We start from the raw sequence: 21,718 nt of genomic DNA, 5'->3' as shown, positions 1-21,718 counted from the left end.
CTATACCTCCTTGTTGAGTAGGTTTTGGATCTGTTTAAATTTTTCTATAATCGCGTCTGTTGGTATTTCTGGGGAAGTTGTTTGTTTCTCTCCAGAAATAAATGCTGGTGGTGGTTGTTTCCCATTGTTGGCAATTTCAACCGTCGCGGCTAGTTTTTCTGCCAAAACCTCTGTGACTAAATACTCAGCTAAAGAGTCAATATTAGAGTATTCAAACAAAATCGTGGTAGAAACTGCACACCCCAAACTGGTTTGCAGCAGATTCCTTAACTCTAAAGCCAGTAAAGAATCCATCCCCATATCAAAAAATCCTAGTTGCGGGTCTAGCATTTGAGATTCAGGGAATCCTAGTAACTTACCCACAACACCTTGGAGGTAATTTGTCATTAGTGAGGGGCGATCGCTAGCTTTAGCTACTTTGAGTTGTGCTAAAAACTCGTTGGTCTGAGTTTCTTTTGCTACATCATCTTCATCGATAAATGCCTCCAATACAGGCATTTTCATCCCTGCTGGCAATTGTGTCACAAACACAGACCAGTTCACAGGAAATACCCCTACAGAGGTGGCCGATTGTGCCAACAACTGCTCCAAAATTTGTAACCCTTGAGATGGCGGAATGCTACTCATACCCAAAGAGCGAATGCGGCTCTGGAACTGATCTGCCAACCGAGTAGCCATACCGCCTTCTCCCCAAGCACCCCAGTTCACGCTCAATCCTGGTAAACTGAGCGATCGCCGATGAGCTGCCAAGCCATCAAGAAAAGCGTTAGCGGCTGCATAATTACCTTGACCTGTTGAACCCAACAAAGATGCTGCTGAGGAGAAACACACAAAGAAGTCCAACGGTAACTCCTGAGTTAATTTGTGCAGATACCATACGCCGTGAATTTTGGGAGCCATAACTTTTATAAACCGTTCCCAGCTCATCTGCTGGAGAACCCCATCATCCAAAACTCCCGCCGCATGAATCACACCTCGTAATGGCGGTAAAGATACATTCGCCTGTCTGAAAATCTTGGCTGTATCTTCTTCAACAGAAACATCACCTAGCAGCACAAAAACTTCTACTCCGGCTTGCTCGATTTGGGTGATGGTTTGTTGTGCTGTCTGTGAGGGTTGACCACGCCCAGTGAGTACCAAATGTTTAGCACCTTTATCTACCAACCACTTAGCCAATTGTAATCCCAAAGCACCCAGTCCACCAGTAATCAAGTAACTGCCTTCAGGAACAATGGTGATCTCTTGCTTTTGTTCGGTGGTTGTCTGTCGGCGTACTAGTCGCGCTACCCGACGTTCTCCCTGACGGTAAGCAATCTGGTTCTCGTCGTCTTGTGAGTTCAGTTCTTGATGTAGCAACCTCACCAGTTCTTCTGCTTTGGTGTTCGATTCCAAGTCAAGTAACCGACATTGCAGTTCTGGATGTTCCAAACTGACTACCCGACCTAATCCCCACACTGGTGTTTGTTGCACTTGCACTGCTTCTTTGTCTGTAACCACACTCATCGCACCTTGGGTAACTATCCACACAGGGGCTACTTGTTTTTGGGTCTGTATCAAGGCTTGCACTAGATGCAGCAAACTTGCACAACCATATTCTAGGGCTATTTTTAACTGACTGTTGGTTGTTGGTAAACTCCACAGATGCACAATTCCCTGGAGTTGTGAGTGTTGAGCAATGTCACCCAACAGCCGTTTAAATTCTTCTGGCGCAGTGGGATTGAGTTGGTAATGTTTTTCGTCTATCTTTTGATAACTGGAACCAGGAGAGACAATCACACATCCTGCACCCAATTTCTCGACTAATCCTTTGGCTACATCACCAGGTTCTGCAAATAATAACCAGTTTCCTGTTGTTCTCTGCTGATCTATGGAATTTGAATGTTTTTGGGGCTGCCATTCTAATTCGTAGAGCCAGCGATTTGGTGTCACCTCTGAGTAAGATGTCAGTTGCGCTAATCTTTGTTGATTCCACTCAGCTATTTGCTCTGGAGATAACTGCTCTTGCTTTTGAGCTGTTAGCAATACATAGCTGGCTATTCCTTTGCTGAGAACTTTGCCTAATTGATAGTAGGATTTAAACCCTGATTTGACGTTCTCGTTGCGATTTCTGGCATACAACTGCTGCAAACGTTCCTCAAAGTCTGGGTCGTACAAAAAGTTAGATATCTCTGGACTGACATCAATAGCTGCAACTAACTGGAGATGATGTTGAGATAGTAACTCTACCCACTCTGATTTAGTAATAAAGTAGGAAGATGTTTCCTGATGATCGATAGATAATTCGCTGTTAGAGATGAAATCTGCTAACACTAAATAACCTTTTTGGTGCAAATGATTACCGATATTCGTGAATAATGATTTTTTATCGAAAATGTGGTGTGCTACTTCAAACCCGAATACCAAATCATAACGATCAGGAAATTCATCTTTAGTACTATCACGATTAAATATTTTTACCCGCCCTTGGAGTTGATTTTCTGCAACTTTGGCACTACCGAGTTTGGCTTGTTCGCTGGAAATCGTGTAGCCATTCAATTGTAGATGCTCATGTTTTTTGGCTAACTGAATTAAATCCGAAGCGTATCCGCAGCCAAAGTCTAAAACTTTTTTGCAAGCTGAGAAATCAACTTCAGCAAACAATAATTTTCTCAACTCTTTTTGAGAATCAACAATCATCTGACGTGATTTTTCTTGATTCGGCTCTGTGAGACATTTAATCCAAGAAAAACCAGGAACTTTTTCGGGAAATAAACCAAAGGTTAAAAATGCTGATTCTGATCTGACATCTGCTTGATTTCCCGCTTGCTCTTGACCTAAAATTGCTACAGCATTGTAATATTCGTGAACTATACCCCCTTTAAACTCCAGATAATTTTGCTGCCGTTTCACTAAAAGTCCTAGTAGCTTTGGCAGTAATTGTCGCTCTTGTTCGCTCAGTTCTCCAGCTAGTTCTAATTCCTTTGCTAACCCCTCGGTTTCACCTTGGTTGAGCAATTGCACAATTGGTGTAGAAACAGTTTTATCCTTGTTTTCTACCACTTCCTGCCAATAGCGTTGGCGTTGAAATGGATAGGTTGGGAGTGATACTTTGCGCCGGGAATAATCACGGTCAAATCCTGACCAGTCTACTGCTACTCCTTGTGTGTATAGTTGCCCTAAACTTGAGAGCATTTGTTGCCAATCTTCTTGAGGCGGACGTAATGAAGGCAACCATAATCCCACATTTTCTGGCAGACATTGACGACCCATGCCCAAGAGTATTGGCTTAGGTCCGATTTCCAGGAACAGTTTATATCCTTGCCGATGAAGGGTTTGCATACTCTGAGCAAAATGCACAGGTTGCCGGACATGGTTCACCCAATATTCAGGGGTGGCTATTGCTGCTGTTGCCTGTTTTCCGGTGACATTAGAAATTAGAGGGATGCAGGGTTGATGATAGGTGATTTCTTTGGCGATGTCTGCAAACTCCCCAAGCATCGGGTCCATCAGCGCGGAGTGGAAAGCGTGAGACACTTGTAGGGGTTTGGTCTTGATTCCCATGTCTGCGAAATTCTGACAAATTGCGGCGATCGCTTCACCAACACCGGAAATCACAATGCTGTCGGCACCATTGATGGCGGCGATCACTACCTTGTCTGCATAGGAGGCTATTACCTTTGTTACCTGCGACTCTGATGCCAACACCGATACCATCTCTCCGCCACTAGGCAACTGCTGCATTAATCTTCCCCTAGCTGCAATTAGTTTAAGTCCTTCTTCTAGGCTGAATACTCCTGCGACAGTTGCTGCCACATATTCCCCGACACTATGACCCATGACCACATCCGGTTTAATGCCCCAAGATTGCCACAACTGCGCTAAGGCATATTCTATTGCAAATAGAGCGGGTTGAGTGTATGCGGTTTGATTTAGACGTGAGGAATTTTCTACCAGTGCTGTTGATTGTGGATAAAGCACAGATGACAAAGGCTTATCTAAGTATGAGCGCAGAATTTGGTCGCATTCTTCCAAGGTTTTCCGAAAAGTGGGTTGAGTTTGGTACAGTTGCCAACCCATATTTACATACTGGCTACCCTGCCCTGTAAACAGAAAAGCTACTTTAGGTGAACTTGTGCTGGTAGAGATTTGACCAGAAAATAGTCCAGCAACTTCCTTACCTACTGTGATGTTGCTGAGTTTTGTAGCGAGTTCAGCTTTATCAGAGGTAATCACTGCGAGTCGATGATTGAAATGAACACGCCCTGTATTGGCAGTGTGACAGATGTCTTCTAGCTCTAATTCTGGATTATTTTCCAAATGATGAGCATAACTACTAACTGACTCTGCCAAAGCCTTTGGAGTTTTTGCTGAGAGAGATAATATCTGTAATTTACGCTCTAAAGATTTTTCAGGTTGGACTTGTTCTGGTGCTTCTTCCAAGATTATATGAACGTTTGTCCCACTAATTCCAAAAGCACTAATACCTGCTATTCTACTTTGATTGCCTACATTCCAGGGAATTGTTTTGGTGGGAACGACCAGAGGAAGTTGATGCCAAGGAATATGGGGATTAGGTTTGTTCAGGTGCAAATGGGCTGGTATTTCTTGATTCTGAAGGGATAAAACCACCTTCATCAAACCGCAAACTCCTGCGGCTGCTTCCAAATGCCCGAAATTGGTTTTTACTGAACCAACTACCAAGGGTTGATTTATCGGGCGGTTTTTGCCATAAACTGCTGCCAAAGACTCTATCTCAATCGGGTCTCCAAGGGATGTTCCTGTCCCGTGAGCTTCTACATAGCTCACCTGATGCGCCTCCACTCTCGCATTTTGTAGTGCTTGCTGAATCACTTCTTTCTGCGCCATTTTGTTGGGAACTGTCAGACCGCTGCTAGGTCCATCATGGTTGACAGCGGAACCTCGAATCACCGCTAAGACGTTATCACCATCAGCCATAGCATCTGAAAGACGTTTCAGAACTACCATCCCACATCCTTCTCCCTGTCCATAACCATCTGCCGCAACATCAAAAGTTTTACAGCGACCATCTGGAGCTAAGGCTTTCAACTTGCAACGACTGATAGTGCTGAGAGGCCATAGAATCAGATTGACTCCGCCTGCAAGGGCAAGATTGGATTCTTTGGAACGCAAACTTTGGCAAGCTAGATGTACAGCTAGTAATGAAGAGGAACAGGCAGTATCTAATTGAATATTCGGACCTTGTAAGCCAAGGAAGTGAGAAATACGACCTACAGCCATACTGCGGGCGTTACCTGTGCCAAAGTGGGCATCCATTAAGAACCTGTTCTCCAGACTCATATTTCGTTGGGCATAGTCATCTGTGCAAATGCCCACATATACACCTGTTTGGCTATTTCTAAGTTTTGTTGGTGGTTGTCCAGCGTTTTCTAGGGCTTCCCAGGTCACTTCTAAAAGCAGTCTTTGTTGGGGGTCTAAACTCACTGCTTCTCTGGGGGAAATTCCAAAAAATAGGGGATCGAACTGGTCTACTTGCTGGATAAAACCACCTTGTTTTGTGTAGGTTTTCCCCGGTGCATCAGGATTAGGATCATAGTAAGCATCAACATCCCATCGGCCAGGTGGGACTTCTGTTACAGCATCAATACCTTTATGTAATAAATTCCAGAATGAGTCAGGGTCATTTGCATTACCTGGAAATCGGCAACCCAGACCAATAATTGCGATAGGTTCAGTTTTTTCTTTGTTGACTGCTTCAAGTCTAGTTCGCATTTCTTTGATAGTTTGAAGCACTTGTTGGGAAGAAACAACTTGTTGCCCTGTCGTTAAATTATTGGTCATTTCACATTCCCTGGTTGAGTAAAAATTCAATTTCTTTCAGTTCATCTTGAAGTGCCGTCGCGATTATTTCCTCTGTCATGGCATTGGCGATCGTATCTTCAGATAGAAGTTCTATTTCACCATTAATCAGAGTTCCTTGGTTGGGATTTTCATAATATTTATCAATTTCCAATTTTTCCTCTAACTCTCCCACAAAAATCTTGGTGATTAAATATTTAGCCAGGTCTTGAATATTAAAATGTTCAGATAATGTTGTGACTGCAATAGCACAACCTAAACTTGTCTGTAATAAATCTTTGAGTTCGAGCATCATCGAATAGTTCATGCCCATGTCAAAGAATCCTAACTGTGAATCTGGGCTTTGGGAGTCATGAAATCCTAACAATTTACCAACCACACTTTGCAGGTAATTTATCATTAGCTGGTGGCGTTCCGTCTGGGGAGTTTTCTCAAGTTGTTGTAAAATTTCTGAATATGGTTTTGATAATTGACCATATTCTTGCGATCGCTTAGCTAAAATATTTAAGAGTTTAGGTAGTAATTTTTGCTCTTGTTCGGTCAGTAATTCCGATAAATTCAACTCCTGTGCTAACTGCTCTGGATCAATTTCATTCAGTAGTTGAGCAATCAGATTTAGGCTATTTTCTCGGGTATCTTTTTGATGCTTATTTTCAGATGTTTCCAGCCAATAGCGTTGCCTCTGAAATGGATAAGTTGGCAGTACCACTTTATGACGGGAATAATCTTTGTCAAACCCCGACCAATCCACCTTTAAGCCTTTTGTATACAACTGCCATAAACTTGAGAGCATTTGTTGCCAATCTTCTTGCAGAGGGTCTAATGAAGGCAACCATAATCCTGCATCCTTTGGTAAACATTGACGACCCATTTCTAAAAGTATTGGCTTGGGTCCAATTTCCAGGAACAGTTTATATCCTGACTGATACAGGGTTTGCATACTCTGACCAAAATGCACAGGTTGGCTGAAATGCTCTATCCAATATTCAGGGGTGGAGATTTCTGGTGTTGCTTTTTCTCCAGGAAGATGAGAAATGATTGTTATCTGAGGCTGACTATAGGTGAGTTCTTGGGCTACGGCTGCAAACTCTCCTGGCATGGATTTCATTAGCCTTGCCCTAGTGACAATTAGTTTCAGTCCATCTTCTAGACTGAATACTCCTGCTACGGTTGCTGCCACATATTCCCCGACACTATGACCCATGACCACATCCGGTTTGATGCCCCAAGATTGCCACAACTGCGCTAAGGCATATTCTATTGCAAATAGAGTTGGTTGAGTGTATGCGGTTTGATTTAGAAGTGAGGAATTTCTTGTAAGTGCTGTTGACTGTGGATAAAGCACTGACAACAAAGGCTGCTCTAGGTAGGGGCGCAGAATTTGGTCGCATTCCTCCAAGGTTTTCCGAAAAGTGGGTTGAGTTTGGTATAGTTGCCAACCCATATTTACATACTGACTACCCTCACCCGTAAACAGAAAAGCTACTTTTGGGCTTTCCCCTTTAGGTTGTCCTCTGACTACTCCATTTGTCTGATTAAATTTGAGAAAAGCTTCCAGTTGTTTCTGTAATTCAGCATTAGATTCAGCTACTACTGCTAATTTTTTTTCAAAATGGGCGCGTCCGCTATTAGCTGTGAAGCAAATATTTGCTGTTGATGCTTCTTGATTTGACTGCAAATATCCTTGATATTTTTTGACTAGTTCCTCCAAAGCCTGTTCATTCTTGGCCGAAAGAGTTAAGATGTGCAAAGGACGCTCAACTCCTACCCTCTGAGTCTTTGGCTGTGGTGCTTCTTCCAGAACCACATGAGCATTCACACCCCCAACCCCAAAGGAGCTTACACCAGCTCGCCGAGGTACTACTTCCCCTGCTAGGGTTTTTAACTGCTGCCATTCTTGGGTTTCAGTGACTATATAAAAGGGGCTATCCTTTAACTCAATACGTGGATTTAATTGCTGAAAATTTAGCATCTTGGGCAATTTTTTCTGCTTCATTGCCAAGAGGACTTTAATCACCCCAGCAATTCCTGCTGCTCCTTCCAAATGTCCAATATTGGTTTTAACTGTCCCTAGACCACAATAGGGTTTTGCAAATCCTGGCAGCTTATACTGTTGATACAGTTGTTTAAACCCTCGTTTCAGGGCATTAATTTCAATCGGATCACCCAAGGGAGTACCAGTGCCATGAGCTTCAATATAGGAAACCGTATTAGGGGCGACATTGGCTTTGGTATACGCTGCACGCACCACTTGGGCTTGTGCATAAATACTGGGAGAAGTCAAAGTTCGTGATTTTCCACCATGATTCACCGCCATCCCTTTAATCACACCATAAATATGATCTTTATCCTCAATAGCTTTTGCTAGAGGTTTTAATAAAATCATTCCTGCTCCTTCCCCCCGCACATAACCATCTGCATGACTGTCAAAACTATGGCACTGTCCTGTTGGGGACAACATCCCTAGTTGACTCATTTGCAGGTATCCTATCGGTAAATTCATAACACTAATTCCACCCACCAGTGCTATTTCACAGTCCTTTTCTTTCAGAGCATTCATTGCCAAATGGAGCGCTACTAGTGAACTGGAGCAAGCTGTATCCACAGGAACACTCGGACCGCGAAAATCAAAGAAGTGAGAAATTCGGTTAGGAATCATGCAAGTCCAAGTTCCTGTTCCCAGATGTCCCTCGATGTTTTCTTGATTCTGGTTAAAATAAAGAATTGAGTCGTAATTACAAGCTCCAATAAAAACACCAACTGGGCTTCCTGAAAGTTGAAATGGTGAATACCCAGCGTCTTCCAAACAAGACCAACTCAATTCCAGCATCAACCTCTGCTGCGGTTCGAGCATTTTAGCTTCACGAGGGGAGATGCCAAAAAACTGGGCATCAAACTCGTCTAAAGCCTCAATCAGTCCAGACCATTTACTAATAGTTTTATTTCGCTCTTGAGGATTGGGAGAATAATACTTCTGGGTATCCCACCTCTGGGGAGGAATTTCGGTGATGCTATTGACTCCTGCTTCCAAGTTGAGCCAAAATTGCTCGTAGTCATTAGCTCCGGGAAAGCGGCAACCAATACCTATAATAGCGATCGCTTCACTCTTGCGTTGCTCTGTTTCTTCAGTTTGGTTGGTTGGGTGCTTTGGGAATTTAACTCCCTCTTGGCTAGAATAAAAATTCTCTTGATATTGTTGGGAATTTTGATTCATCTCAAACCCTTATTCTGAGTGCGGAAACTTTTTGATCCCGTATCACTCTCTCAAGAAACCAGATTTTCTGAGACCTGAGGAATAAGCTCAAAACCAAAAGCCTGGGCTTTTTTGTGGAGATTCTTAACAATTCGCTCACGATAACGCTGCTCATAATAATGCATACCAGGATCTATTGACACGGTGATATTTTTTGCTACAAGTACTTTTGGCTCATATTTCCCAGCGATAATAGCTCGTATGATCGCCATACCTGTAGTGCCTAAATGCGATTATAAGCTTTTTCCCCGAGCTTAATCGCATGATTTAGCTAGGTAAGCCAGACTCTTACAAAGTCGAAGACTAATTACTAATTCAATCACGAATTTGTTTGTCTTTTTTTTCATGCAACAAAGCCCGTAAGCAGTGGAAACAAGAGTCTGGTTATCATCGCCGTTCTTTGTCCGAAACTGCCATTTTTCGCCTCAAAATTATCTCTGGTGCTAAGTTGATAGGCGATAGGTAAAATTTACCATTTTGCCTATTCACGCAACAACGCCTTGCTTAAGACTAAAATTCGTTTGGTTTGATCAACAGCTGCTGAGTGTTTACGTGTATGACGTTTCTTTTTACCAGAGTAATTCTGTTTTTGTTTTTCCCGATCTTGAGGACGGGTAATTGGATGCTCTGTCCCATCAATCATTACCCGTTGAACTCCGGAAACCGTGACCAAAATGCTTCTATGCTGTCGAGATGGCGTTCTGGTAGTGCCATTTTCTGCCCCAAAGCTGCTTCTAATATGGGCTGCAATCTATGCATCCACTCATGTGCTTGAGAGCGATGCATATCAATTTTCAGGCATTCCCGTTTCACTTCATCACTGTATCCTTGAGGTGGTTCGTACCAATCAATGAATTGGCGTTAGCGGAACGCACGTCGCAATTACAGCAAATGTGATTCCGTTTACCTCTTTTCTTTCCGTTCTTACGGATATAAGACGACCCACAACGCGGACATTCCATCCAGTTTTACCTGAATTCATACCTATTAACATTAGTATGTATTAAATTGAACATGAAACAACAAGGTGCAATTCTCTGGCTTACAGGGTTAAGTGGTGCGGGGAAAACAACTATTGCTCACGGTGTAGCCCAAGAACTACAAAAACGAAATTACTTAGTAGAGTTGCTAGATGGTGATATCGTTCGCACCCATCTTTCACAAGGGTTAGGCTTTAGCAAACAAGACCGAGATATAAATGTGCGTCGGATTGGCTTTGTGGCTAACTTACTTAGTCGTAATGGCATAATTGCGATCGTTGCTGCTATCAGTCCCTATCGTGAAGTTCGCTCCGAACTAAAACAGACGACTACCAACTTTATCGAAATTTATGTCCAAGCACCACTAGCAGTTTGTGAATCCCGTGATATCAAAGGGCTTTACGCCAAAGCCAGGGCGGGGAAAATCAAGCATTTCACTGGTATTTCTGACCCCTACGAAGCACCAATTAATGCAGATATTATCTGTCAAACTGATAATTTTACCGTTGAAGAATGTGTTAACCAAGTGCTGCACTATTTAGAACGTCAGGGTTTAATAGACGAATGACAAGAATGGCGCTAAGAAAAGCTCAAAGGCTTATCAATTAAGCAGTTTGTAATTGTTGGCGTAATTTGTGCCGGGGTTTAGTCATAAAGGGGTAAGCTTTGGGTCGGCGTTTATTAACTCGTGGTTCGCTGGAGGTGCGATCGCGCTGATCAACTTTGTTTTTAACTCCACAACATTTATTAGCTCAACCATCAGCGCTAGTCTGCACCAACGTTAAAGCCGATTAATTTATATGGAAAATTCTTGAAATTGGAGATTTAGTAAACTTACTGTATTTTAATTCAGTACCAGAACGAATTACCATGCATAACTATATCTCGCGTCGGGCCTTTTTCCTTAGCGCTATTAGAGCAGGAGCGGCCGGCCTTGCCACTACGCTTGTTTCAAGTACCGGAGTACTCCACAATATTGCTGGCGCGCAAAGCCCACCTCGGCGGCTGCGGCTCAACCTGCCGCCCTACCCGTTCTTTGACAATCTCAAGACCGTCATGAGTGAGGATCTGGAACTCCTCAATCGGCTCGTGAGTAGCTACGCGCGTGAAACCCCAGCTGCTTTTCAAAATCCAATTGACTTCCTCTCACGCTACGTCCCAGTGTACGTGTTCGAGAAGACACTCCGACCGTCCGAACCTGGCGACCCTTCCCTCTCGACGTTGCTTTGGTTGATGCACCTTGCCGGGTACTTTGGTGGCGTGTGGTTACGTAACGCATTGATCCGCTTCCCAGTGCCGGGTTCACCAAACCCACGTCCAGGATTTCCGCCGTCCGCGCAGAGGTTTGACTCAATTGTGACAGGCATCAATGCCGCGCTTACGGTATTCAACGGTAATGATGCTGGAGCGCTCGCATACGCCGAGGCAAGCCTTCGGGGGGCGCAGCTTCAGGGACTCACCGACAGCTACGGGTACAACGCGGGCTACCTCGACCAGATTCTCGCTGGTTCAAAGCCAACGAACGCAATAGCTCCTGTAGGCTACTTCATCTATCACGAAACCTTACTCTTCGACGGCACTTATGCCGTTGACGAGATCCGAGCGCTCGATAACTGGCGCAAACACGCCCAGCAAGCCGCGAGCCGGACTGGTAGTCGCTACGCCGAGATTGTCATCGGCGCTGGTGGTACCGATGCACTTCCAGCGATTCAGTCAGCCGGGGTCGCACGGGGCAAGGCGACGTGGCAGCCCCAGAACGTATTCCTCGCAATCACCAACTTTGACCAGCCCACCTATGACCTGCTCTTGGTGACTAGCGCATACTTCTTGCAATGCATACAGGCCACTGGTCTTGCGGCTCTTGCAGCTTCGGCAGTTGGGAACGCAGACTGGGCGAGGGCTGCTGTCCGTTCAAACGCGATGGTTGTGCCTTACGGAGGCAGCTATGGCATTGGACTCTTCGACAACACTGGTCAGCTCCCAACGTTTACATGGTCTGACGACTGACCTTAAGTAGTGGGCTAAGGCTTCCAAAATTTGTCCGAGTCCGTCACACTTCCCAGTAATCATCGAAAAATAATAGGCGCTAAATAGATGCCTAAGTCAGGAAGTCACTGCCCTAACTGCTATTGAATATTGGCTTGTTCATGACATAGATAAAAGGGTGAACGAAAAAAGGTGTGGGAGATTAGTTAGCGTAAGACATACGCTAAAATAGCCCGCTTTTGTCACTCTCCAGGAGGGTAATCCCTAGAAGCCGCATCAGGCAATCAATACAAGCTATGCTATTAGAAAAAAACGGGTGTTGTATTTGTTATTAGAAAAAAAATCGTGTTAACCCTTGGTAAATAAAAGCTCGCTTAATTCACAAATGGCAAATGTTTTCGGCGAGTGACAGAACAGGGATAGCCTGAAAACAACACTCGCATATTTTCTCCAAGGCAATCTAAAACATGTCAAATTGTTTCTATATCACTTAGGTTACGGGTCTTAGCGTTTGGCAAAGAAGAAGACACCTCAAACTGAGCGCTCTTCATCAGAAGACTGTTCACTAATAGTATTGGCTGCTTCTTGTAGCAATTCCACAGCCGTTGCCAGGAACGTACGTACACGAGTTAACTGATTTCGGCGCTCAATACCCAGTCTTGCTTCGGTGTTGCGCGGATCGTCATCATGGCTTAAATGAATAACTCTCACTTTTTCCTGTTTTTCGGATGGTTCAAATATCGGCTCATCCGCTGTGAGTTTGTTGTATCCGTAAACTCCACTTGGGCGCTTCACATTATAATGATGTACTTCACAGCCGCTAGGAGCAATGTATAATCCTTCTATATTATTTAAATTTTGATGCAATTGTGCAACAGATGCGGCGATCGCGGCCATTTGTGCAGCAACACCCAGCGATTCAGCACTTTGAGGACATCCTCTCGACATTAGCATCATCACTGCCGCTTCGCGGCGCGTAGTTCTAAAGGTTTCCTGGATGCGTTCCCACTCTTGTTGCCTTTCTTGAGCCGCAATCTGCCGCACACGAATTAGTTCGATTTCTTCATCTGGAGTCAGCTTAGTGGCTGCTCCACAGGTTTTATAATTTAGGCATTCAGAAGGGTCAAGTCCCGGTTGTAACATCATTGAAGCACAATCAAAGCCGAGTCCACATATCTTTTGAGGCATAATTATTATTACTTTGTTCTAGCTATTATATTTTATCTAAAAAGCTAGAACAAGGAGTATATCAAAACATAAGGTATTAATCGTATTTAATATCGGATAAAAGATAATGAATTCTTATTTTGTGTTGTAGTGTTGTACTACGATGTAATTTCAAGCATAATATGAGCAACTAACTCAGTTAATGGTTTCCAGCGTGGCAAAACTCACCATTGAAATACCAGATGAACTAGTCGGGCGTTTAGAACCTTTGCAAAGTCGGTTACCTGAACTGCTTTGGCGATTGTTGGATAACGATCCCAAACAAACAACTGAGCAGTCAAAAGTTAATATAGGAACTGTAGAAATACCCGAAGTTTATCTGGAAGTGCTGGATTTCTTAATTAAGCGCCCAACGCCAGAAGAAATTGTTGGGTTTAAAGTTTCGCCACACACACAAATGCGGCTGCAAACATTATTAGAAAAAAATCGCTCTGGTTCACTCACTCAAATAGAAATAGCAGAATTAGATGTTTACGAGCAATTAGAACATCTGATGATTTTACTCAAGGCGCGAGCTAGGGAAAAGTAATCAAATAAGATGACATCTAATTCAATTTCAACGGAACTTAGGAAGCTGGTCGTCAATAGAGCTTTAGGACGCTGTGAATATTGTTTAATCCATCAGGATTATTCAATTTATACTCATGAAGTAGATCATATTATTGCCGTGAAACATGGTGGTGAAACTGCGGCTGAAAATTTAGCACTTTCATGCCTATCATGCAATCGTCATAAAGGTTCTGATTTCGCTACTATCGATGCGGCTACTGGAGAAATTGTCCCATTATTTAACCCACGCCGTCAAATTTGGGATGAACATTTCTATTTTGAAGCAGGGAGAATTGAAGGAAAAACTCAGATGGGAAAATCTACTGCAAAATTACTTCAGTTCAATATTCCCAATCGTGTGCTGCAAAGGCAAGTATTAATGAGCCAACAACAATATCCGTAAGTATTGATTGCATACCTGATTAAGTAGGAAATTTAGATTTAATTGTGGTTGCAGTCGAGCATTGAGTAAAACTAATTTATAATCGCATTATTTTCAGTCTAGTTACAGCATTATTCAAAATAAACAACTAATACTATTCTTTTAATTAATTGCATAAAAAATGATAGAGAGCGCAGAATCTTTACCACCCATTAAATTAATTCCGATTGAAGATGCCACAGTTAATAAAGAGTCAGGAAGTAGTAAAAGGAATACTTTAAAAACTCCTCCAATTGATATCCGGTGGGTGAAAGTATTGGAATTTTTACGCAGCAACAATCTCGCACCCAACAGCCGCAAGCTTTATGAACGCGAACTCAAGCGATTTTTGGGATGGACGCAGTTGCACTATCATGAGATGCGATCGCGTCATATAGGTTTGTACAAACAATACTTGATGGAAGAAGTCAGCACTGATGCAGGTAAACCACTTTCCAAAAGCAGTATTAATGCAGGACTTGCTGCTATAAAGAGTTTTTTCAAATGGTTGAGTCTCACCTACCCAGAGATGATGACTACAAATCCCACACAGGGGGTCAAGTTGGAAAAAGTACCTCTGCCACCTGCTCAAAGTTTAACAGCAGAACAGATGGAATCAGTGTGGTCAGCTTTGGAATATTTAGAAGAAACAAAGGTTCGGGATACCGCACTGGTTCATATTCTCAGTCATGGACTCCGCGCTGGGGAAGTGGTGAATTTAAATGTCGGATCATTTGATGGTAAGCTGCTGTTCTTACCTGACACAAAGACCGCCCAACCTCGCTTGGTGCCTTTAAGAAAAGAAAGTAGAGAGGTACTGGTAGAGTATTTGCAATGGCGAGAGGCGCAGGGAGAGGTTTTGACTAGCCTCAGTCCACTGATGATTTCGTACCATCCATCATATCTTGGAGAACGCCTTTCTTATCACGGTATTTACTTTGCTGTAGAAAAAATTGGCGAATTGGCTGGTATTGAAGACTTGCATCCGCATCAATTCCGTCATACTTATGCTACTGATTTATTGCTACTGGGTGTAGACCCAACTCATGCTCGGAAACTGACAGGGCATACTAGTGAGAAAGCTTTTCGACGGTATACACTTCGCAGTGAGCAAGAAGCGGCGATCGCTGCTTATTACCGTGCCATAGGTGAGGAAGAAGTGGAGTAGCATATGCCAAAGCCACTGAACACCAAGTGTCAGTTGTGCGCCAAATTACCAACAGCTAAAGCTAAGGTGCTGCATGGGGCGCAAGGAGATGGATGCTGGAATCCTCGTGTATGCCATAATCGGCGCTCGTTTTACCGTAGCCGAACTAAAGATAATAGGAGCATTGATTCAATAGCGGTCGAACCACCTGCTACGTATTTTGCTGTACTGTATTTATACAAGGAGCCAGGAGATAAACCATTACACGCTTTGGGTGCTGAACTATGGTTGGGGCAAAAACCGATTTGTCGTCTGGAACCAATTCATTGCTTTGGGCTGACTGCTGGCAAGATACGTAGCTATACAGATAAGGTGTTGCAGGCTTTTGCCAAAGAATATGGTGTTTCGCTGTATCAATATAAGGATATGTTTGAGATTAGCCCCAACCACTGTCCAGTGCGTCCTTGTCCGCTACATCCGGAATCATAAAGATGAATACATACCGTCAATTAACGATTTGGGATGTGCTTGATCAAATTTCAGTTGCACCACCAAACTCAACGCTAGCCCCAGTGTGGCATTGTTTGGATGCAGAACTACCAGATTTATCTGTGGAAGCACAGTTAGAAACTGCTGCTGTTGCGTTTAATCAAATTGCAGATATCCTCAAATCTCGTGCGGTAATGCTGTTGCAGGATGTGCGCGAGCGCAATAGTCCATTGGGGCCGATTGTCAGCACTGATATCTTTGCTGGGTTGGTGCGAACTACAATGCAGCTTGATTTGGATGATTTGATTGAACCTCCCATAGCGCAGACCTTCAAACCACATGGCCCGCATCAGTTTTCCAATACTGGCTCTCAAGGTGATTCAGTGGTAGCACCTGTGGAGAAAGAGAAAGTTTTAGAAATGTTGGAGGAAGTCAGGACTGTAGAAGATGTTCACAAGCTGGCGGGTGATGAAGATGTGCACAAGTGGCAAACTGCGATCGCTTACTACCTTGCAGATATCCAAAATGAAATTTCGCTTCCCCAACTTCAACGTGCTTTGAAAATGCCGATGGTAGAGGTATGGTTGGGATTGCTGCTGGGTGGGTTTAATTTGGAGCAGCGTGGTGATTTTTATCAGAATCAGAATATTTGGATAATAAAAAACGATAGCCAAAATAAATGAAATATTTTGAATGTGGGCAGATTATTACCTGGTTAATGTAGAAATTTTATTTAAGCTCAAGTAGTTAAAGTATTATCGTTTGCCCCTTCTAAAAATTCTTGTAGTGTCCGCAAAGTTCGTTTGGTCGAATCAATGAATACTAATTTGATGCGAGCTTCAACCGCAACTAATGGATTGCCTTCTTTGATGATTTCAATTGATTGCCAAAAATTTGCTTGGTAGTTAGATGCTTTCTTGTCTGATTCTAACTTGGTATGAATCATCACATTTTCCAGGATAATTTCTTTACGATAATTAACTTCAATCCGAGCAACAACCGGAAGAATTTTCTGTTTGCCCTGTAAGTTGTGTTGTTTTAGCCAATGCCAACGCCCAGTTTCTAAATACTCCAAAACAGTAGCATTGTTAACATGACCGAAACTATCTAGATCATTCGGACGTACCTGTAGTTGCAAGGAAACCAGTTCAAAATTCATTAATTCAAACTCTCTTAATATGGATTTATTCAATTGGTTAAAATACTATTAGGCTATATCTGGAGATTTTTCGGATAAAATCACTACAACAGTGAAAACTTAAGAATATAGGAATCAGCATTCAGGAGCCAGAAGGGTTAAATAATGAGGAGAAATATAAGTGTTAAGAATTTCCAAAAAAATTTTTTCTACTTAATTTCCAAGCAGGACACCATCCTGCCTGATAAGCATCATCTGTAACATTCTCAATAACTATCAACCCATCTAATCCGATGTAGTAAGGTAAAGGACTAGCAGTAATCCAGCCATATGCTATTGCTTCAGAATCTCGTTCTTCAAAGGTAAAAACATCTAAACCTTCTTCTAAAAAGTAATATGGCAAATAACAACAAGGATACTCTCTAATACTGGTTCTTTCTACAGAATATTTTTCCCACTTAAATTCAAATCCCTGTATTCGTCGATAATTATTCTCTAGCCAATTATAAAGTCTTTTGCCGATTTCAAAAGCTTGAGGTTTGCTGATACAGGCAAGCTTTGGAGTAAACATTTCACCATTAAAATGAACTGTAATATCCCAAAGTTCTTCCTCTTCAGTAAAATCTATATCCTCATCAACCTCAATAATTCCAGCTTTATATAATTCAGCAGGCACGACTCTTTTCTCCTATAGTACTAATTTTTCACTTCTGGGCAACAGTTCCTTTCCTCAAAAACCCGACTTCTACGCGGTAAACTGTCTGTACTAGAGTATATAAGTAGTGTAGACATGGCTGCTATGGAACGCGAATCAATTAACTTCAAACTTCCCAAAACCTTAACTAAAGCACTCCGCACTGCCGCAAGAGAACGTCACACCACTGCTACTGATTTAGTTATCCAGGGTTTGTATCATGTCCTGGGGCCAATTTCTGGTACAGAAGTGAGTATAGAAACTCGTCTACACAATCTAGAAGCCCAACTGACCGCACTCGCTAATAGGCAAGAAGATAGTATAGAATCGGGTGTAGAAGATAGCTCAAAACAAAGACTTTCACTATTAGAGCAAAAAACCGAAGCCATTGCCCAACGCTTAGCAAAAATAGAAGGAGCAATTTCTGTCCTCTCTGGGCGCTCATATCCAAGCTCTAAGCGCAAATCAAATAATTACCACCCGCCACAACTAGAACTTCAACCATTACCAGCCCAAAACTTAGCCTCAAGACTAGGTTTAACAGCGTCATATCTTGTAGACCACTTTGAAAAACTTTCCACCAAAGATTTCATCAGTTGGACTCGTAACCGCGACCCAAGAAGCATTGGTTGGGAGTTCCACCCAGAAGATGGTTTATACCATCCAGTACAGCAGTAGTTTACAAATCCATCAACTTCAAAGCGCTGCTATCACTCGGTCTAGCCTTGAGATAGCGGTCAGTCACCGCCAAGTTGGCATGACCCAAAGTTTCCTTCACCAGCACTGGGTTAGTTCCCCGCTCAATCGCATGAGAACCATGAGCATGACGCAACCAGTGAACTGAAACCTTTTCACTCAGCCCAGCAGCTTCTGCTATCTCCTTAATAATTGGATGTAGATTTTGACGGTCGAGATGCCCTCCCTTCTGACTCGCAAACACTGGATCTGTCGCGAGTGCATTTCCCTTAAACTCCATCAATTCCGCCCATAGCTTCGACTTAATCAGAATAGTCCGGTTTTTGCTGCCCTTGGCCTTACGAACATAAACCTGACCACTGTCTCCGCGCGAACTTAAATCTCCCCAAGTTAACTGACACAACTCATTAGCCCGTAATCCTGCTTGATACAACAGCTTAACGATCAACAAATTCCGACGCGCCGTGTATTGTCTTTTGGGTGTCTTCACTTGTTCCAATTTTTTCTGTGCCATCCGCACCAACAACTTAATATCTGCCTCATCCAAATAGCGTTCATTGATTGCGTCTGGCATTTCATTAAGCTTGAGTGCCATACCAACATTGAAAGGTAAATAACCAATTTTATGAGCAAAAGAAATCAAACTTTTAGCCGCCGCCAAATACATGCGTTTAGTACTTTCAGCTTGACCCTGAAATTGAGTTGCGTATTCCACCAAATCTTCATAGGTCACCTTGTTGAGAGGTTTCCCCAAAAACACCAAAAATCGCTTCGTATAACGCTGGTAAGCCTGTACAGATGACTCTGCCTTCCCTTCCAACCATAAAGCAATCAACTTCGCCTCCCCCTGCCTGGGAGATAGAGTAGCGATCGCCTGACGATAGTTGTTCACATGTACCAGCGACAGAGCCATTTGTTTTACCTGTAAATTTATCAGACATAATTTAAGTTTTGTCTGTTTTTATAAGGTCTGATTTTTATTGTCCCTTAATACAGGTACTCGGGATACATCTGTCTCATTTATTAAGTTATGTTAAAGCATCACTTACTTAAGTATTTAATGCTTTAAATGCTAAGTTATATACTTAATTATTCTGGCACAAAGCGTCTGAGGTGATTGTTTGGCATTGTGGCGTTACAGCAACTGTCATCCCTGAGCTTGGCTAAGGTCGCAGTGTTCAAGGGGCGACCTTAGCGGTGGGAGTATATCTGTTTGAGGAAAATTTGGTCAGCCAGGAATTTTTCCAGCTGAAATGGAATTCATATTCCAAAAGCAAGAGATATGGCGGTAAGTTCTACCGTGTAAGCCTGTGGAGTAGACAAACCCAAGAAGAGTCATCTTGAGACTACGTTGAATCAGGAAGTAAACATCAAAATTACATAAGTCTATTTTTTACTAGATAATGGTAGTTTTGGGTAGGTTTTACAGAACGACAGAACGGTAGTTCACCAGCTATTTGATGTTTTAATATCTATAACAACTGGAATAGGGTTGAGAAACTTTTGGGCAGCAGCAACCATGCAATTGTGTAGTGTGTGGCTAACTTGCTCAACTTTAGTCTCTGGACATTCCAGTACAATTTCATCATGTCTTACACAGATAAGTTTTGTTTTGAATTTAGCTAATGGGTTTGAAAGTTTTACCATAGCTAATTTGTTGATGTCGGCGTTTAAACCTTGTACTGGATGGTTAAAGAGCTCTGATAGTCGGGGCTTGTTTACCCATCTCCGTCGTCTATTTGCTAGTGTACGACTTTCTTTAATGCCTCTCGTGTATTCATGTTTGATGTTTTCATGCCATTTAGCTATTCCAGGATAAGCTTCAAAGAATCGTTTTCTGAAAGCTTTTGCTTGTTCTAATGTCATTGCCACCCCATATTTTACTTGGGCGTAAATTTGGAGTTTGGCAGCGCCCATACCGAAAATCAATCCAAAGTTTATTGCTTTTGCTAATCTGCGGTCTTCTTCAGTTACTTCATTGATATGTTTTCCAGTTACTAGAGATGCTGTTAATCGATGTAAGTCAGCACCTTGGCGATAGGCTTGGCACATCTTTATATCAGCACTAAGCCGAGCCATAATTCGTAGTTCTATTTGGGAGTAATCGGCTTTGATAATTTTATAGCCAGGGGCAGCAATGAAGCAGCTACGGGCTGTTTGATCGCGGGGAATATTTTGTAGAGGTGGTTTGCGGCAAGAAAATCTACCGGATTTTGCTCCTAATTGATAATAGTTGGGATGAATTCTCCCAGTTTTGGGGTGGATATGCTGCGGTAGTTTCTCGGTAAAAGTGCCGATAATTTTGGATAGACGGCGGTAATCTAGCAATGCTTGAATTATGGGATACTGTGCAGCTAAAGAAACCAATTTACTTTGATTAGTTGAGTTGATTTTGATACCAATAGCTTGGAGAGCAGCCAAAACTTGCTGAGGTGAATTCGGGTTTACTGCATCTGTCAGTTCTGGCAGCAATGACATCTGAGAGCTAGCAATACGGAGTTGCTTGAGTTGGTTTAAAGCATCTGTTTTTTCAATTTCTAGTTTTGCACCCAGTATCTGCCATCGAGACAAGTCAAATAGCATCCCGTTAAGTTCCATTTGAGCAACAACAGGCATACACTGAAATTCAAGTCGGGCAATTTTGAGTAACTTTGCCTGCTTTAACTTCTTGAGGAGAATTGGGTAAAGGTCAAGTAATATGGCAGCATCAAAGGCAGCATAGTGCAATTGAGCTTTGGTAAGAGGTTTACACCAATCGCTGATTTGTTGAGTTTTATCTAGTTGAAAGTGTAGTAACTTTTTAACTATATTTTGTAAAGATGAGCTTGTTTTTAATCCTGCGGTTAGAACTTTATAAGCAAGTTGGGTATCAAAGAATTTACCGGAGGTTTGAAGTCCTGCGAGTGTGAGAAATTGCCAGTCGAACTTGGCATTATGAGCAATTTTGACAGCAGAGTTACTCAGGAGTTGTTTTAAAAGTGAGCGATCGCTTTTGGGAATAGCTGGTAAATCTATCAGCACTACCGGATGGTTTGGTGCAGCTATTTGAATCAGTCTAATAGAATCAGTTAGGGGGTCAAGTCCTGTTGTTTCACAATCTATGGCTAAAACTTCTGCCTGAAACAGAAGTTGAAGAGCAGAATTAAGACTTGAAACATTGGAAACAAGAGTATATTGTATGGTAAAAATATTGATATTATTTGTATTTATTAAGCTTGTAAACATAATGAATTTAATTTTAATTTATCACCTAGAAGCGATAGCTTGTATATCTAGCAACTTCAAATTAGTTTTATAAAAAGATTTGAAAAACTATTAAAG

At 42.5% G+C, this 21,718-nt stretch carries 19 protein-coding genes and 1 pseudogene; 9 read left to right on the top strand and 11 right to left on the bottom strand.

Annotated features, from left to right (window positions below):
* From AACU25_RS35215 to AACU25_RS35205, 3 genes are read right to left on the bottom strand one after another with little or no spacing between them, the layout of a single operon-like run.
* The gene (locus tag AACU25_RS35215; protein ID WP_096584887.1) at positions 1–5,799 is read right to left on the bottom strand and encodes a type I polyketide synthase; all 5,799 of its coding nucleotides are present in this window, start codon (positions 5,797–5,799) and stop codon (positions 1–3) included.
* Between the two features lies 1 nt (position 5,800).
* Entirely contained in the window at positions 5,801–9,031 is a 3,231-nt protein-coding gene (locus AACU25_RS35210) for a type I polyketide synthase (protein ID WP_096584884.1), read from the bottom strand.
* 50 nt (positions 9,032–9,081) lie between these two features.
* Positions 9,082–9,282, bottom strand: coding sequence for a hypothetical protein (locus tag AACU25_RS35205; RefSeq protein ID WP_096584881.1), 201 nt, complete (start codon positions 9,280–9,282; stop codon positions 9,082–9,084).
* 119 nt (positions 9,283–9,401) lie between these two features.
* On the opposite strand from AACU25_RS35205, the gene AACU25_RS35200 reads away from it, so the two are divergent.
* Complete coding sequence (locus AACU25_RS35200; RefSeq protein WP_321206557.1) at positions 9,402–9,536, top strand: hypothetical protein; 135 nt, start codon at positions 9,402–9,404, stop codon at positions 9,534–9,536.
* A gap of 15 nt (positions 9,537–9,551) precedes the next feature.
* Here AACU25_RS35200 and AACU25_RS37070 read toward each other — a convergent pair whose 3' ends face one another.
* The 3 genes and pseudogenes from AACU25_RS37070 to AACU25_RS37060 form a co-directional block, all read right to left on the bottom strand.
* Positions 9,552–9,713: a transposase family protein gene (locus AACU25_RS37070; RefSeq protein ID WP_422641127.1), complete on the bottom strand. Its 162-nt coding sequence runs from the start codon at positions 9,711–9,713 to the stop codon at positions 9,552–9,554.
* Positions 9,713–9,856 (bottom strand): hypothetical protein, encoded by a 144-nt coding sequence (locus AACU25_RS37065; RefSeq protein ID WP_199347166.1) that lies wholly within the window; start codon positions 9,854–9,856, stop codon positions 9,713–9,715. The genes AACU25_RS37070 and AACU25_RS37065 overlap by 1 nt, the downstream gene beginning before the upstream one ends.
* 3 nt (positions 9,857–9,859) lie before the next feature.
* Positions 9,860–10,032, bottom strand: a pseudogene (locus AACU25_RS37060) (IS1/IS1595 family N-terminal zinc-binding domain-containing protein); the annotation flags it as partial.
* A 52-nt stretch (positions 10,033–10,084) separates the two neighbouring features.
* On the opposite strand from AACU25_RS37060, the gene cysC reads away from it, so the two are divergent.
* Both cysC and AACU25_RS35185 read left to right on the top strand, forming a co-directional pair.
* Positions 10,085–10,618, top strand: a complete 534-nt coding sequence (cysC, locus tag AACU25_RS35190) for an adenylyl-sulfate kinase (RefSeq protein WP_096584878.1) — start codon at positions 10,085–10,087, stop codon at positions 10,616–10,618.
* Positions 10,619–10,920: 302 nt separating this feature from the next.
* The gene (locus AACU25_RS35185) at positions 10,921–12,057 is read left to right on the top strand and encodes a hypothetical protein (RefSeq protein WP_096584875.1); all 1,137 of its coding nucleotides are present in this window, start codon (positions 10,921–10,923) and stop codon (positions 12,055–12,057) included.
* 510 nt (positions 12,058–12,567) lie between these two features.
* Here the strand turns inward: AACU25_RS35185 and AACU25_RS35180 are convergent.
* Positions 12,568–13,224, bottom strand: coding sequence for a hypothetical protein (locus AACU25_RS35180; protein ID WP_190445580.1), 657 nt, complete (start codon positions 13,222–13,224; stop codon positions 12,568–12,570).
* Between the two features lie 193 nt (positions 13,225–13,417).
* On the opposite strand from AACU25_RS35180, the gene AACU25_RS35175 reads away from it, so the two are divergent.
* The 5 genes from AACU25_RS35175 to AACU25_RS35155 all read left to right on the top strand — a co-directional run bounded on the left by AACU25_RS35175 (position 13,418) and on the right by AACU25_RS35155 (position 16,552).
* A complete protein-coding gene (locus AACU25_RS35175) occupies positions 13,418–13,792 on the top strand; it encodes a hypothetical protein (protein ID WP_096584961.1) in 375 nt (124 codons plus the stop codon).
* A gap of 9 nt (positions 13,793–13,801) precedes the next feature.
* Positions 13,802–14,215 (top strand): HNH endonuclease, encoded by a 414-nt coding sequence (locus AACU25_RS35170; RefSeq protein WP_096584872.1) that lies wholly within the window; start codon positions 13,802–13,804, stop codon positions 14,213–14,215.
* Positions 14,216–14,375: 160 nt separating this feature from the next.
* The gene (locus AACU25_RS35165) at positions 14,376–15,401 is read left to right on the top strand and encodes a tyrosine-type recombinase/integrase (RefSeq protein ID WP_096584869.1); all 1,026 of its coding nucleotides are present in this window, start codon (positions 14,376–14,378) and stop codon (positions 15,399–15,401) included.
* Between the two features lie 3 nt (positions 15,402–15,404).
* Positions 15,405–15,869, top strand: coding sequence for a hypothetical protein (locus tag AACU25_RS35160; RefSeq protein ID WP_096584866.1), 465 nt, complete (start codon positions 15,405–15,407; stop codon positions 15,867–15,869).
* A 2-nt stretch (positions 15,870–15,871) separates the two neighbouring features.
* On the top strand, positions 15,872–16,552 hold the full coding sequence (locus AACU25_RS35155) for a hypothetical protein (protein WP_096584863.1): 681 nt from the start codon (positions 15,872–15,874) through the stop codon (positions 16,550–16,552).
* Positions 16,553–16,608: 56 nt separating this feature from the next.
* Here AACU25_RS35155 and AACU25_RS35150 read toward each other — a convergent pair whose 3' ends face one another.
* Together AACU25_RS35150 and AACU25_RS35145 are read right to left on the bottom strand one after the other, a co-directional pair.
* Positions 16,609–17,028, bottom strand: coding sequence for an acyl-CoA thioesterase (locus tag AACU25_RS35150; protein WP_096584860.1), 420 nt, complete (start codon positions 17,026–17,028; stop codon positions 16,609–16,611).
* Positions 17,029–17,191: 163 nt separating this feature from the next.
* Positions 17,192–17,683: a hypothetical protein gene (locus tag AACU25_RS35145; RefSeq protein ID WP_096584858.1), complete on the bottom strand. Its 492-nt coding sequence runs from the start codon at positions 17,681–17,683 to the stop codon at positions 17,192–17,194.
* Between the two features lie 114 nt (positions 17,684–17,797).
* Between AACU25_RS35145 and AACU25_RS35140 the strand changes: the two genes are divergently transcribed.
* Entirely contained in the window at positions 17,798–18,379 is a 582-nt protein-coding gene (locus AACU25_RS35140; protein ID WP_096584855.1) for a hypothetical protein, read from the top strand.
* A gap of 1 nt (position 18,380) precedes the next feature.
* On the opposite strand, the gene AACU25_RS35135 is transcribed toward AACU25_RS35140, so the two are convergent.
* A complete protein-coding gene (locus AACU25_RS35135) occupies positions 18,381–19,310 on the bottom strand; it encodes a tyrosine-type recombinase/integrase (RefSeq protein ID WP_096584852.1) in 930 nt (309 codons plus the stop codon).
* Between the two features lie 533 nt (positions 19,311–19,843).
* Positions 19,844–21,622 carry a bifunctional 3'-5' exonuclease/DNA polymerase gene (locus AACU25_RS35130; protein WP_096584849.1) on the bottom strand — a complete coding sequence of 593 codons (1,779 nt, stop codon included), beginning with the start codon at positions 21,620–21,622 and terminating at the stop codon, positions 19,844–19,846.
* Between the last annotated feature and the right edge of the window lie 96 nt (positions 21,623–21,718).

The sequence above is a fragment of the Tolypothrix tenuis PCC 7101 genome, from assembly GCF_963874875.1.
GTDB lineage: Bacteria > Cyanobacteriota > Cyanobacteriia > Cyanobacteriales > Nostocaceae > Aulosira > Aulosira tenue.
This window is presented reverse-complemented; position numbering and strand designations above follow the sequence as displayed.